This window comes from Marinithermofilum abyssi (assembly GCF_014641195.1).
In the GTDB taxonomy this organism is placed as follows: Bacteria; Bacillota; Bacilli; order Thermoactinomycetales; family DSM-45169; genus Marinithermofilum; species Marinithermofilum abyssi.
Window position 1 is genome coordinate 24,136 of record NZ_BMHQ01000011.1, and the last position, 12,954, is coordinate 37,089.

14 protein-coding genes are annotated in these 12,954 nt (G+C 53.3%); 1 reads left to right on the forward strand and 13 read right to left on the reverse strand.

Annotation, left to right across the window (positions count from 1 at the left end; translation table 11 throughout):
• Positions 1–44 precede the first annotated feature (44 nt).
• The 12 genes from IEW70_RS14240 to recA all read right to left on the reverse strand — a co-directional run bounded on the left by IEW70_RS14240 (position 45) and on the right by recA (position 12,181).
• Positions 45–911 (reverse strand): 2-oxoacid:ferredoxin oxidoreductase subunit beta, encoded by an 867-nt coding sequence (locus tag IEW70_RS14240; protein WP_188648582.1) that lies wholly within the window; start codon positions 909–911, stop codon positions 45–47.
• Positions 898–2,661 (reverse strand): 2-oxoacid:acceptor oxidoreductase subunit alpha, encoded by a 1,764-nt coding sequence (locus IEW70_RS14245; RefSeq protein ID WP_188648583.1) that lies wholly within the window; start codon positions 2,659–2,661, stop codon positions 898–900. The genes IEW70_RS14240 and IEW70_RS14245 overlap by 14 nt, the downstream gene beginning before the upstream one ends.
• Positions 2,662–3,041: 380 nt before the next feature.
• The gene (locus IEW70_RS14250) at positions 3,042–3,989 is read right to left on the reverse strand and encodes a dipeptidase (protein WP_188648584.1); all 948 of its coding nucleotides are present in this window, start codon (positions 3,987–3,989) and stop codon (positions 3,042–3,044) included.
• Between the two features lie 72 nt (positions 3,990–4,061).
• Positions 4,062–4,322 carry a stage V sporulation protein S gene (locus IEW70_RS14255; RefSeq protein ID WP_040387185.1) on the reverse strand — a complete coding sequence of 87 codons (261 nt, stop codon included), beginning with the start codon at positions 4,320–4,322 and terminating at the stop codon, positions 4,062–4,064.
• A 91-nt stretch (positions 4,323–4,413) separates the two neighbouring features.
• On the reverse strand, positions 4,414–5,205 hold the full coding sequence (locus tag IEW70_RS14260) for a TIGR00282 family metallophosphoesterase (protein WP_188648585.1): 792 nt from the start codon (positions 5,203–5,205) through the stop codon (positions 4,414–4,416).
• Positions 5,206–5,253: 48 nt separating this feature from the next.
• A complete protein-coding gene (gene rny, locus IEW70_RS14265) occupies positions 5,254–6,798 on the reverse strand; it encodes a ribonuclease Y (protein WP_188648586.1) in 1,545 nt (514 codons plus the stop codon).
• Between the two features lie 285 nt (positions 6,799–7,083).
• Positions 7,084–7,761, reverse strand: a complete 678-nt coding sequence (locus tag IEW70_RS14270) for an ATP-binding protein (protein WP_188648587.1) — start codon at positions 7,759–7,761, stop codon at positions 7,084–7,086.
• The gene (locus tag IEW70_RS14275; RefSeq protein WP_188648588.1) at positions 7,748–8,008 is read right to left on the reverse strand and encodes a hypothetical protein; all 261 of its coding nucleotides are present in this window, start codon (positions 8,006–8,008) and stop codon (positions 7,748–7,750) included. The genes IEW70_RS14270 and IEW70_RS14275 overlap by 14 nt, the downstream gene beginning before the upstream one ends.
• Positions 7,983–9,461 (reverse strand): AAA family ATPase, encoded by a 1,479-nt coding sequence (locus IEW70_RS14280; protein ID WP_188648589.1) that lies wholly within the window; start codon positions 9,459–9,461, stop codon positions 7,983–7,985. The genes IEW70_RS14275 and IEW70_RS14280 overlap by 26 nt, the downstream gene beginning before the upstream one ends.
• A gap of 4 nt (positions 9,462–9,465) precedes the next feature.
• Positions 9,466–10,452, reverse strand: coding sequence for a metallophosphoesterase family protein (locus tag IEW70_RS14285; protein ID WP_188648590.1), 987 nt, complete (start codon positions 10,450–10,452; stop codon positions 9,466–9,468).
• Positions 10,449–11,102 (reverse strand): RecX family transcriptional regulator, encoded by a 654-nt coding sequence (locus IEW70_RS14290; protein ID WP_188648591.1) that lies wholly within the window; start codon positions 11,100–11,102, stop codon positions 10,449–10,451. Before IEW70_RS14290 ends, IEW70_RS14285 begins: the two co-directional genes overlap by 4 nt.
• 20 nt (positions 11,103–11,122) lie before the next feature.
• Entirely contained in the window at positions 11,123–12,181 is a 1,059-nt protein-coding gene (gene recA, locus IEW70_RS14295) for a recombinase RecA (RefSeq protein WP_188648592.1), read from the reverse strand.
• 185 nt (positions 12,182–12,366) lie between these two features.
• Here recA and IEW70_RS14300 point away from each other — a divergent pair, with 185 nt between their 5' ends.
• The gene (locus IEW70_RS14300) at positions 12,367–12,678 is read left to right on the forward strand and encodes a metal-sulfur cluster assembly factor (protein ID WP_188648593.1); all 312 of its coding nucleotides are present in this window, start codon (positions 12,367–12,369) and stop codon (positions 12,676–12,678) included.
• Between the two features lie 66 nt (positions 12,679–12,744).
• Here the strand turns inward: IEW70_RS14300 and IEW70_RS18560 are convergent, their stop codons facing one another.
• Positions 12,745–12,888, reverse strand: coding sequence for a 3-oxoacyl-[acyl-carrier-protein] synthase III C-terminal domain-containing protein (locus IEW70_RS18560; protein ID WP_373285978.1), 144 nt, complete (start codon positions 12,886–12,888; stop codon positions 12,745–12,747).
• Positions 12,889–12,954 lie beyond the last annotated feature (66 nt).

Consider the following 12,954-nt stretch of genomic DNA (forward strand, 5'->3'; position numbering starts at 1 on the left):
AAAAGCCACTTTCCATTAAGGAAAGTGGCCGGATGGCGTTCCATTTATGCAAACTCCGCCACCAGTTCTTCAAATTGCTCCTTGTTGATCTTCAGATCCTGTTTCGCCAGCGGCTTTTCATCAAAACCGGGAATCAGCTCTTCATAAGCTTTCCGTTCTTTGTTTTGGTAGATCAAACCGGTCACCAGGCCGTTGTGTTCCATCAGCTTCTGCATGGCTTGCATCCGGTTGGAAGGATCATACCCTTCCTCATCGTCCAAGTTGACCAGATGCTCTTTGAACCAGTCGTAGGTGTTTACCTTATTGTAGGTGACACAGGGGCTGTACACGTTGATCAGGGAGAATCCTTTGTGCTTCAGGCCTTCCTCGACCAAACGGGTCAGCTGTTTCAAATCGCTGGATACCGCTTGCGCAACAAAACCGGCTCCTGCCGTCAGCGCCATTTCCATCGGTGCGATCGTCGCTTCGATGGATCCTTTCGGCGTGCTTTTCGTTTTGAAGCCCATTTCACTCCGCGGCGATGTTTGCCCTTTGGTCAAACCATACACTTGGTTATCCATCACGATGTAGGTGATGTCCACATTGCGGCGGATGGCATGGATCGTGTGGCCCATTCCGATGGCGAACCCATCGCCATCCCCGCCAGCAGCTACCACAGTCAGGTCGCGGTTGGCCAATTTGAGCCCTTGGGCGATCGGCAGCGCACGACCGTGTACGCCGTGAAAACCGTAAGCATTGACATAACCGGAAATCCGGCCGGAGCATCCGATCCCGGAAACGATGGCCACATCTTCCGGCTCCAGGCCCTGGTTGGCGAAAGCGCGCTGCATGGCGGCCAGCACCGAGAAGTCGCCGCAGCCGGGACACCAGTTGGGTTTTACTTTGTTGCGGAAATCTTTAAACGTGGCCATGGACCAACAGCTCCTTACACTGATTGTAAATTTCCGAAGGCAGGAAGGGGTTTCCGTCGTATTTGCCGATATGGGTGATTTTGTCCGCCATACCCACATGCAGCTTCAACAGGTTGGCCAACTGCCCCGTGGCATTGTTTTCGACGACCACCACTTTTTTGGCTTTTGCCATTTGTTCCCGCAGAATATCGGTCGGGAAAGGCAGGACTTGACGTACGTGCGCGTGGTTTACTTTGACGCCTTCTTTTTCTTCCAGGCGTTCCATCGCTTCGTGGATGACGCCGCGAGTGGAGTTGATTCCAACAATGAGCAGATCGGCTTCTTCATGTTTGCAATCCAGATGAACCGGATCTTTAAAATCGATCCCCTGCTCCAGTTTCCGCAACCGTTTTTCCATCATTTTCTTCCGGTTGAGCGGATTTTCAGAGGGACGGCCGGTTTCGTCGTGCTCCACCCCGGTTACATGATGCAAACCATGTTTCTTGCCGGGCAGGATCCGGGGAGAAATACCGTTGTCCGTAAACTGATAACGTTTGAACAACTGAGAGTTCTCCAGCTCTTCCAGCTCTTGATCGTCTGTCACGAGGTTGCCGCGTTCGATCTGGATCCGGTCGTAATCCAGCGGTTCCACCGTTTGCTTCCCGAGGGAGAGCGCCAGGTCGGAGAGGATGATTACCGGACACTGATATTTTTCCGCCAGATTGAATGCTTGAATGGTATCATAGAAACATTCCTCGGCAGTGCTGGGAGCGATCACGATTTTCGGGATTTCTCCGTGGGTGCTGTAGATCATGGCGTTGATGTCAGACTGCTCCTGTTTCGTTGGAAGACCCGTCGACGGACCGCCCCGCTGGGTGTTTACGATCACCGCCGGGGTTTCCGTCATACCGGACAGTCCAATCGCTTCCGTCATCAGGGACAGACCCGGTCCGGCGGATGCCGTCAGCGCACGCACCCCGCCGTAGTTGGCACCGATAACCATGGATATGGCAGCGATTTCATCTTCCGTTTGCACAACGGTACCGCCAAACTTCGGCAACTGCTTGATCAGATATTCCATAATTTCAGAAGAAGGTGTAATCGGATACGCCGCCATGATGCGGGCACCTGCCGCCAAGGCACCGAGGGCGATGGCATCGTTTCCAATCATGTAGAGCCGCTTTTTGCCATCGGATTTTTCTAGCCGCAACGCGTTCAGCGGACCTCCGGTTTGTTCGGTTATATATTCAACCCCCCGCTGGATGGCCTGCATGTTTTTGTCCACCACTTGCTGGCCCTTACGGGAGAATTTCTCTTCGATCACACTTTGGAATGCTTCCAGCGGCAATCCCAACAGGGCGCTGGAGGCACCCACAGCCACCATGTTCTTCATCTGGGCCAAGCCGACGTCTTGTGCTATTTTGGTAAAGGGAACAGCAAACAGCTGAGCCGATACTCCCTCCGGCAATGTCGGGTTAAACTTGGCGTCAGCCAGAATGACACCGCCTTCATGCAACTCATGGGCATTGAGATCGATGGTTTCTTGGTCGAACGCAACTAACACATCCAGCTCGTCGGAAACAGCGCGGATAGGGCGAACACTGATTCGGATCTTGGTGTTGGAGTGACCACCTTTAATCCGAGAAGAAAAATGACGATAACCGTATAAATAATATCCCATGCGATTGAGGGCAATCGAGAATATCTCGCCGGTACTGTCGATTCCTTCCCCCTGTTGTCCGCCCACTTTCCACGAAAGCTGCTTGATCAATGAACTCATCTCCTTTAGGTCTTCCCTGCAACTCGTTCAACCATGGGGTTGTATGAACATACCGAAGCCCCACAAGGCCGGGCATTCGGTCCTGTGGTGTTCCGATACGCTGTTTTCTGTTTCAATTCTAGACCCCTTCTGCAAAAAACGCAACCGTTCACACTTGAAATTCTCTTCAATATCGCCTTTCCTCCCCTCTATAGAGCGATCACAAAAAATTAACAGGGGATTTGCTCGATTTTATGAAAGTTTAAAAGCCTGTTTACAAAACCGGTTTTTTCTTAACATTCGGCCTTTTTTCCAAAAAAAGAACCCAGCATCCGAAAACTGCAGTCAACCGGGCAGTCTGCGAACGCTGGACTATAAAAGTTTCCCAAGTCTCATAGATTCCTTTGATAAAACCGATACCCGTTTTCCCACATCCATCCCCGGACGAGATGGTCGGGGTACCGTTTGATCAACGCTTCTTTCAGCCGATGCAAATCGGCCACATTTTCCAATCCGGGGATTTTATCCTCTATTCCGTCAAAATCAGAACCGAGGGCGACATGTTTTTCACCGCCCAGAGAACAAATATGCTCGATATGGCGGAGGACCTTATCGATCGTCGCTTTTTCCGCCGGTTCACTCACAAATTTGGGCAGAAAATTCATTCCAATGATGCCGTTCCGCCGGATCAAGGCACGGATCTGATCATCTTCCAGATTGCGTATGTGGGGACACAAAGCCCTGCAGTTGGAATGGGAGGCCAGAATCGGCAGATCGGCCTCGGTCACCTCCCAGAACCCCTTCACCGATAAATGGGAGACATCGAGAATCATCTGGTGCCGTTTCATCTCCTCAATCACCGAACGACCGAAACGAGTCAGCCCGCCGTTGCGGTCTTCTTCGATCCCGTCTGCCGCTTCATTGGCATGATTCCAGGTAAGCCCCAGCTGCCGTACCCCTAACCGGTGCAATAGACGCAAGTGGCTCAGTTCGCCCTGCAAAGCATCCGCCCCTTCCAGGTGAAGGAGAGCACCCAGCTTTCCCGTCTCTTTCACCCGAAACAGATCTTCTTTGGACAAAACGGGTAAAACACGGGCTCCATCCTGAACAATCCGTTCATAAAACAGATCCACTTGAGTCAAAGCCAAATGCCAGCTCTGGCTGCGCGGAATCCAGTCAGGAACAAATAGGGCAAACACCTGCAACCCCAGTCCCGCTTCTTTGGCGGTTGGAAAATTTACATCGAGTGGACCCCGTTCGTAAAAAGAGAGTTGTTTCTTGAATAATGAATATTTCCATATTTTAAATAACGTATCACAGTGGCCGTCCATCCATTGCATGATAGGGTTCCTCCATACGAAAAGAAAACCTGTCTATGCGAGATAAACAGGTTCTCTGATTTGGTTGGTACATCAGCGAGGTTCCACGATCAGCTTAATGGCCGTACGTTCCTCACCATCGATGACAATGTCGGTAAATGCAGGGATACAGATCAAGTCGATGCCGCTGGGTGCTACAAATCCTCTTGCGATTGCAACCGCTTTAACAGATTGGTTTAGTGCACCTGCCCCAATCGCCTGAATCTCGGCATTGCCTCGTTCCCGCAGGACACCTGCAAGTGCACCAGCGACGGAGTTCGGGTTGGACTTTGCTGAAACTTTTAATACTTCCATGTCAGGTACCTCCTCGATGGTTTGGAGTGAGTCCACTTTTAATATATTCGTCAATCTTTCATAAATTCCTGCTATTGAAAAAGAATGATGATCAATCAAACCACGGTTGATCATCATCGATCCGAATACGTTGAATGTTCTCTGCCAAACCGGAAGTACGGTGAAAATCCAAAAGAACGGCGTTAAACTGCGTTCGTCCACCCGACACCTCAAAGCGAACCGGAAGCTGCGTGACAAACCGCTTGACAACAGATTCCTTTTCCATTCCGAGAATCGAGTCGTAGGGACCGACCATGCCCACATCTGACAAGTAGGCGGTACCTTGGGGCAAAATCCGTTCATCCCCGGTCTGCACATGGGTATGCGTGCCGATGACCGCCGACACCCGGCCGTCCAAATACCACGCCAACGCTTGTTTTTCCGATGTCGTCTCGGCATGAAAGTCCACCAGCACCGGTTTTCCTTTGAGCGTCCTCAGGATGGCATCCGCTTCACGAAAAGGACAATCTAAGGTGGAAAGAAAGGAACGGCCCATCAGATTGACCACCGCCAACTCTCCCCGAGGCGACGGGATCACGGTATAGCCCTGGCCGGGTGTTCCTTCCGGAAAATTGGCAGGGCGCACCATGCGAGCTTCCTGATCGATAAAATCGAAAATCTCCCGTTTATCCCAGGCGTGATTCCCAAGGGTGATACAGTCGACCCCGGCACCAAACATCTCCCGCGCAATCCCACGGGTGATGCCCCGTCCGTCGTCCGCTGCATTTTCTCCGTTGGCTACGACGACATCCGGCTGGAACGACCGTTTCAACCGGGGTAAAAAATGATACAGGGTCGACAGACCCGGTCTCCCGACAATATCTCCGATCATCAACACTCGCATGTGTACGCCTCCAAGCTCTCTAAGAAAAAAAAGTGGCGATAGGCCACTTTATTTAGCATATTCCACAGCACGGGTTTCCCGGATCACCGTGACCTTGATGTGCCCCGGATAATCCAGTTGATTCTCTATCTGTTTCTTGATCTCACGGGCCAAACGCGTCGATTCGCTGTCACTGATTTCATCGGGGCGCACGAGAATCCGCACCTCGCGGCCCGCCTGAATGGCGTAGGATTTTTCCACGCCGTCGAAGGATTCGCAGATCTCCTCCAACTTTTCCAAGCGTTTGATATACGCTTCCAGGGTTTCCCGACGGGCTCCCGGACGTGCTGCAGACAGAGCATCCGCAGCCCCCACCAGGACGGAGATCACGCTGGTAGCCTCCACATCCCCATGGTGAGAGGCAATTCCGTTGATGACTGCTGGGTGCTCATTGTACTTCTTAGCCAGTTCAATGCCGATTTCCACATGGGAACCTTCCACTTCGTGATCGATCGCCTTCCCGATATCATGAAGTAGACCCGCACGCTTGGCCAAATGGATGTCCTCACCCAATTCCGCAGCCAGCAACCCGGCCAGATGCGCCACTTCCATCGAGTGTTTCAGCACATTTTGGCCGTAACTGGTACGGAACTTGAGCCGGCCGAGGATTTTGATGAGATCCGGGTGCAATCCATGCACCCCCGTCTCAAAGGTGGCTTGCTCCCCGTATTCCCGAATCCGCTCATCCACTTCCCGGCGGGATTTTTCCACCATTTCCTCAATACGCGCCGGGTGAATGCGACCATCGGCAACCAATTTCTCCAGCGCGACACGGGCCACTTCCCGCCGGATCGGATCGAAACCCGACAGGATCACCGCTTCTGGCGTATCATCAATGATGAGGTCGATCCCGGTTAGCGTTTCGAGGGCTCGAATGTTGCGCCCTTCGCGACCGATGATCCGGCCTTTCATCTCATCGTTTGGCAGGTTGACCACCGAAACGGTGGTTTCCGCCACATGATCCGCCGCGCAGCGCTGAATCGCCAGGGACAGGATGCTTCGCGCCCGTTTATCAGCCTCTTCGATGGCCTGCTGTTCCATCTCTTTGATCATCTGCGCCGTTTCATGGCGCATTTCGCTCTCCACTTTGTTGAGAATGATCTGTTTGGCTTCTTCTGTGCTCAACCCGGACACGCGCTCCAATTCCGCCACTTGATCCCGGTACAGTTTTTCCACTTCTTCTTTGCGGGTTTGGATCTCGCTTTCTTGGCGAGCCAATGCTTCTTCCCGCTTCTCCTGTGCTTCCTGCTTCCGGTCCAAGGTCTCTTCCTTCTGCATCAGACGGCGTTCCAGACGCTGCAAATCATTGCGCTGTTCACGGATTTCTTTTTCGGCTTCCGTCCGCAGACGATGGGCTTCATCCCTCGCCTCCAGGACCTTTTCCTTTTTTATCGCTTCCGCATCACTGCGCGCTTTATCGATAATCTGTTCCGCCTCTTTTTCCGCACTGCCGATCCGGGCTTCCGCCGTTAATTTGCGAATCCAATATCCAGCGGCCAACCCCATAGCGGCACCGAGGAGAAACAGCAACAATAGCAAAACAAAATCAACCATTTACCGCTACCCACCTCCTCCCTTCTATAAGTATAAAACAAGACCGAGTGCAATCGGTCTGTCCCAAAACATTCCATCGGTTGGTCAGGCAAGCCTACCCTGTCAAACGAAGGGCGGGTGGAATTTTCGGCGCACCCTGGTTCCAATGTTGACGTTCATTAACCCCTAGCCCTGTTTCTTACAGGGTAAATTAGATTCCATCCAATCATCCAGCATCTTTTCATCTCCGACAAATTATGTACACCTCATTGAGGAAGAAAAAAAGATACAATCCAATTGTATTATTTAGTTTGTCCCATTGTCAAGCAAACGGGAGGGCCAGACCACCGTGCGCCCCCCATGAATACTGACATGGTAAGCTTGATCCGCTCCTTCGCTCAGGTGGGGATCATGGGTCACCAGGATGACTTGACGACCGAATGTTTCTCCTATCGACTTCAGAAACTCCAACATAGGTACTACATAGTCGGCACTGACATGCTTCCCCGGCTCGTCCAAAATGAGCGGTCCTTCTGGACGCGGACGGAAGGTTTCCACCATCGCTACCCGAAGCGCCAGGGAAACGATGTCCACGATCCCTCCGCCCCGAGCATCCTGGGGCTTGGTCCGCACTGTCTGCCCTTCCCACTCGGTAATCACATAAAATTCCGCCGAGGGTTTGCCGCTGTGCTCAAAGAGTTCGATTTCAAAGCGGAACAACGGACCAAAGACATATTGGAGTGCATTGGTGACCAAACCCTCCATCTGCTCTTTGGCCTGCATCCGAGCATAGTCGGCAGATTCTTGAAGCAGCACCCGCACCTTGTCAAAAAGTTCCCGTTCTTGCCCCAGCTGTTTGCATTCCGCTTCGATCTCTCTCTTACGGCGTTCCAACTCTTCTTTTCGCGCCTCCCGTTTTAGCGCTTCTTCTCGTACCGCTTCAATGGATGCCGCCAGCTGTTCCAATGACTTAAGCCGATCCATGGCGCTCGATCAGCTCCCGCGGCAAGAGCTCCCATGCTTGCTGGATCTGTTCATCGATTTCCTTCTCCAGCTTGGCAATCTCTTCATCCAATTGTTCCGGCTCAACACCCAGCTCTTTTAATTCCTGCAAAATCTCTTCCTCTTGCCGTTCCAGGTGTTCCAAGCGCAACTCCGCTTTGTACCGGAGATTTTTCGCTTTTTCCAACACCGATTTCAGCTCTTTAATCCTCTCTTCCGGCTGCTGCATGGGTGATCCCTCCCAGATATTCCTCCATCACATGTTCCAACAGATTAGCATTGATGGCGGATCCGCACGTGGGGCACTTGTCCAGCTTCCGATATTCCGCCACCAGCTCCTGCGTCAATCGCTCCACTTCTTCCTCCCGGTCTTTCTTGTAGGCGTAACCGTCGGATAAGCGCTGGCGAAGCTCCCGCAACTTCCCGGCCCTTGCGGCCAGAGTCTGCAGCCTGGACAGCTTTTCTTCCGCATGCTCCATCACCGCGGCCGCGTCCACCAGACGATCCGTTTGTTGTAACCATCGTTTGGTTTCTGTCATCCCGCGGCTTACCTGCTCCCATCGAGGGAGCACCGCTTGAAGGCGTTGATGTCGGGACAAACGGTCTTCCATGGAGATCAAACACGCCTCCGCTTGCGGAAGAACCTCCATCCGCTCTCGGATCCCTTTCAGCCGGGTGATTTGTGCCTGACAGTCCTGCCACGTTTTTTTAGCCTTCCATAGACGTAGCAGCAAACGAAGCGCTTCTTCCGACGCCTGCACCCGATCTTCTGCCTCTTTGCAATGGCGGGTCTGCTCCTGTACTTGTTGCCATTGGCCCCGCTCGTCCTTGAATCGCTGCCAATCTTCCCGGAGCCGCAACAAGCGCCGGCGCTGGTCTTGGTTCCGCTCGATCTCGATCAAAAGTTGCTCTCCCCGCTCCAACCGGGACAACGCCGAAAGTTTTTCCTCGATCACCTGTTTGTCCCGACGGCATTGCAACCACAGCTCCCGCAACCGTTGCAGGCGCTCCAGACGCTCCTGCCGGCGGGAAGCAGAGGCATGCAACCCTTTTGTCTCTTCCAGCCGTTGCATCAGTTCCGCAAGATTCTCATAGGGCTTCAGTGCTTCCTGTACCCGTTCCAGATCCTCTTCCCGGTACTTGATCTTGCTCGCTACCCGTTGCCGGTCCCGCACCGTCTCCTTTAACGCGATGTCCATGATGTGAGCGCCGCTCACCCGGCCGATGGATTTGGCCCGCGCACCGCCGGTTTCCGACAACAAAAAGGGGCCTTCCAATTGAGTGCCGAACTGCGCGGGGATATACCAGTCCTGATCCAAGCGCAAAGGATGCATTCCATGAGCTTCCAAGATCTCTTCCGGGACATTGCCACCAAAGCCTTCATAGACCTGCTCCGAGCCGTCAGGCTGGCGCAGAATGTAGCGGTTGAGGGAACTGGAGCGCTCCCGGATGATCTCCACCCCATCCGAAAGCGTCAGGGTTACCCGGCATCGGGATGCCCCGGTGCGAATGAACTCACTGCCCCTGGGCTGGTTGTACAATACCCATTTGAGCGCCCGCAAGATGGCGCTTTTTCCGCTGTCAGAAGGGCCGACAAATACATTCAACCCATCAGAGAAGACGATCTCTGTCGACTCGTGGGATTGAAAGTTTTCGATATGCAGTTTGTCCAATCGTTTCATCCTCTCAACCCCCTTCCGAACCCAGGCGCTCCTGCACCACGGCGATCCGGCGCATCGCTTCAAACTTCACGTCGTCCTCAATTCCTTCCAGCCGGGCGATCTCTTCCACGATGTCGGCCACGTCTAAGCCGCGAAACTCCCCGGCGGCCCGAACTTCCTGCACAAAGGATACCATTTTTTCCTCCCGATAGGCTGCCTGTTCCAAGTAGGAGCGGTCCAGCACTTCTTCACCGGGAGCGGCACACTGGATCGGAATCACCCGGATATGAATCGTGTCGTCAAAATCCAGCAAAGCCACCTGGGGGATGCGGCGCATTTCCGAAGGGTGATTGTTGATCCGTGCCAAGGCACCAGGGTTCACGATATATTTGCCATCCCGGTGTTGCAAAGGAAAGCCGGCATGATAATGGCCGGTCAAGAGTACATCTACCTCATCGAAAAATAGCTCGTGCACCATGGAGTGGGCTACTCCTTCAGGCAACGCCCGATCCACTGCCATCCCATGCACCATATGTACGCAGAAGTCCGCACCCGTCTCGTTGGCAACCGCATAATCCAACCGGGGATCCCGCTTGTCAAGATCGTAATGAAAGGGTTGGGCGGACAGCTGAATGCGTAGCCCTTCTTTTTCCATTACGATTTTCTCTCCGGAGCGGAGCAGGCGAACCGTTCCAAAAGCATCCAGCAATCCCAGCATCGAACGATCTACGGTATCGGGATTATGCCCGTAGATGTCATGGTTGCCGGCGACAGTGTAAACCGGCACCTCAAACCGGCGCAGCAACCGAGCAAACTCCCGAACCACCGCCGGGGAGATATCTGGACGGTCAAACAGATCGCCACCATGAAGCACCGCATCCACCCGCTCCTTGCGGGCGATCTCTACCACTTCCTGTAATTTGTTCCGTAACGCGGCCACAAAGTCGTCTGTCCGGCTACGGGGAGCCGTTCCCCGAATATGGGTATCCGTCACATACAACAGGCGAATCATGACCATCCCTCCTCCTGTTCACAGTGGCGGGAGCGGTAACGGCGAAGAATGTCCATCACCAGAGGCTGCGGAAACCCTCTCCGCAATAAAAAATGACCCAGGCGCCGTTCTACCACCGGCCATGGCTGGTTCGACAGACGCCGGTACCGTTTCTCCGCCGCCTGCTCTGCCAACCGCCGTTCCTCCTCTTGATCCAGTTCGTCCAATGCTTCTTCGATATATTGACCAGAAACTCCTTTTTGTTCCAGCTCCTGACGCAGCAGACGGGGGCCATAACCTTTGGAGGTGCTGCGCGATTCCACCCACTCTCGGGCAAACCGGCGGTCATCCAGGTAGTTGAGCCGCTGCATCTCCTGCAGGATTTCAGCGACCGGTTCGCCTTCATACCCCTTACCGAGCAGATAACGCCGTACTTCCTCTGTCGTTCGCGGCCGATGACCGATATAGCGGAGAGCTGCCTGCCGAACCTTGCTCATTTCCTCCGCATGCAAAATCGCCTCGATCTCCTCCGGGTTGACTTCCATCCCCTTGGACAAGGCATGCTTGACCAGTACATCCTCATGAATGCCAAACCGGAAAGCGCCGTCGATATAAATGTTATATCGCGGCGCTTGGTTTTTTTGCCGTTCGATTTTGGTGATGATTCCCATGATGAGTCACCTAAACAGCATTACTGCTCCGTATCCAGCGAAAGCGATTCGTCGGCCTCTTCTGCGGGTTTGGCAGATTCTTGGGATTCAGCGGGAATCAACTCGTAGTGCTCACGGATTTTGTTCTCGATTTGTTTGGCTATAGTGGGATTTTCTTTCAAGAACTGCTTGGCGTTTTCCCGCCCCTGGCCGAGACGGTCCCCTTCAAAGGAGTACCAGGCGCCGCTCTTCTTCACGATATCCAGGTCGCTGCCGATATCGAGTATGCTGCCTTCTTTGGAGATACCTTCTCCGTACATGATATCCACTTCCGCCTGTTTAAAGGGCGGGGCCACCTTGTTTTTCACCACTTTAATCCGCGTGCGGTTCCCCACCATCTCGTTGCCTTGCTTGATGGTTTCTGCTCGGCGCACTTCAAGCCGAACACTGGAATAGAATTTGAGAGCCCTTCCACCCGGGGTCGTTTCCGGATTGCCGAACATCACGCCGACCTTTTCCCGAATCTGGTTGATAAAAATGGCGATGGTCTTCGACTTGCTGATGGCACCGGACAATTTCCGGAGGGCCTGAGACATTAAGCGGGCTTGCAGACCCACATGGGAGTCGCCCATCTCCCCTTCGATTTCTGCTTTGGGAACCAATGCTGCCACAGAGTCCACTACGATGATGTCGATGGCACCGCTGCGTACCAGGGCTTCGGCGATTTCCAAGGCTTGTTCTCCCGTATCCGGCTGGGAGAGCAGCAGCTCGTCGATGTTAACACCCAGCTTTTGCGCATAGACCGGATCCAGGGCGTGCTCCGCATCGATAAATGCCGCTTGACCGCCCTCCCGCTGCACCTCAGCGATGGCATGCAAAGCAACGGTCGTTTTCCCCGAAGATTCCGGCCCGTACACTTCGATGATCCGCCCGCGAGGATAACCTCCCACACCCAGCGAGATATCCAGGGCGAGGGCACCGCTGGAGACCGTCTCCACCCGGCGGCCGGTGTCTTCCCCCATCTTCATGATCGATCCTTTGCCGAACTGTTTCTCAATCTGTCTCAAGGCCATTTCCAGTGCCTGACGGCGGTCGGACATGTATGCTTCACTCCTTCGATTCGTCTATCACGATACCCTCATCATACATTGTTTTGGAATCCCTGCCAAGATCATTTGCGAACATTTATTCGTTTTTTTGGTTCTTGGCCGGGTTTTACTGCCGACACGCTTGTGGTACATTAAATAGTATAGCGGAGAGCCGCAGGCAAAGGAGTGGGAAAGATATGGATAAGGAAAAGATGAAGGAAGAGATCATGGAAGCTCTGGAAGAAGTGGAAGATCCGGAACTTCATATCGATATCGTCAACCTTGGACTGGTATACGGCGTCGACATCGATGACGAAGCCAACGTGAAAATCACCATGACCCTGACCGCGATGGGCTGCCCCCTGGCCGGAATGATCAACGAAATGGTGACCAACGCCGTCAAACAAGTGGACGGCGTCAAGGATGTAGAAGTGGAAATCGTCTGGAATCCGCCGTGGACGAAAGACCGCATGTCTCGCTATGCCAAAATGGCCCTGGGCATTCACTAAACGGAGAGCCTGGTATTCAACCCCCGGAGATTGCACATCTTCCGGGGTTTTTTTATCAATACTCCATCAACAACGAGCCCCAAACCAATCCCCCGCAAAAGCAGTAAGGACAATGTGATTCCCGCGCTTGATCCGGCCGTCTTTGACCGCAATATCAAAGGCCAGTGGAATCGTGGCCGCAGAGTTATTGCCAAAATAAAGGAAAAAAATATTTCGCTATCGGTCCGCTGACTCCTGATTTCAGCGGTTGACTGGAAAATGAAAGAAACCTGCTGA

Excerpts from the sequence above, each read along its gene's own strand:
- IEW70_RS14300 (WP_188648593.1), top strand. The coding sequence starts at position 12,367 with ATGGATAAGGAAAAGATGAAGGAAGAGATCATGGAAGCTCTGGAAGAA.
- recA (WP_188648592.1), bottom strand. The coding sequence starts at position 12,181 with ATGTCCGACCGCCGTCAGGCACTGGAAATGGCCTTGAGACAGATTGAG.
- IEW70_RS14250 (WP_188648584.1), bottom strand. The coding sequence starts at position 3,989 with ATGCAATGGATGGACGGCCACTGTGATACGTTATTTAAAATATGGAAA.
- IEW70_RS14270 (WP_188648587.1), bottom strand. The coding sequence starts at position 7,761 with ATGGATCGGCTTAAGTCATTGGAACAGCTGGCGGCATCCATTGAAGCG.
- rny (WP_188648586.1), bottom strand. The coding sequence starts at position 6,798 with ATGGTTGATTTTGTTTTGCTATTGTTGCTGTTTCTCCTCGGTGCCGCT.
- IEW70_RS14275 (WP_188648588.1), bottom strand. The coding sequence starts at position 8,008 with ATGCAGCAGCCGGAAGAGAGGATTAAAGAGCTGAAATCGGTGTTGGAA.
- IEW70_RS14280 (WP_188648589.1), bottom strand. The coding sequence starts at position 9,461 with ATGAAACGATTGGACAAACTGCATATCGAAAACTTTCAATCCCACGAG.
- IEW70_RS14290 (WP_188648591.1), bottom strand. The coding sequence starts at position 11,102 with ATGGGAATCATCACCAAAATCGAACGGCAAAAAAACCAAGCGCCGCGA.
- IEW70_RS14255 (WP_040387185.1), bottom strand. The coding sequence starts at position 4,322 with ATGGAAGTATTAAAAGTTTCAGCAAAGTCCAACCCGAACTCCGTCGCT.
- IEW70_RS14285 (WP_188648590.1), bottom strand. The coding sequence starts at position 10,452 with ATGATTCGCCTGTTGTATGTGACGGATACCCATATTCGGGGAACGGCT.
- IEW70_RS14240 (WP_188648582.1), bottom strand. The coding sequence starts at position 911 with ATGGCCACGTTTAAAGATTTCCGCAACAAAGTAAAACCCAACTGGTGT.
- IEW70_RS14260 (WP_188648585.1), bottom strand. The coding sequence starts at position 5,205 with ATGCGAGTGTTGATGATCGGAGATATTGTCGGGAGACCGGGTCTGTCG.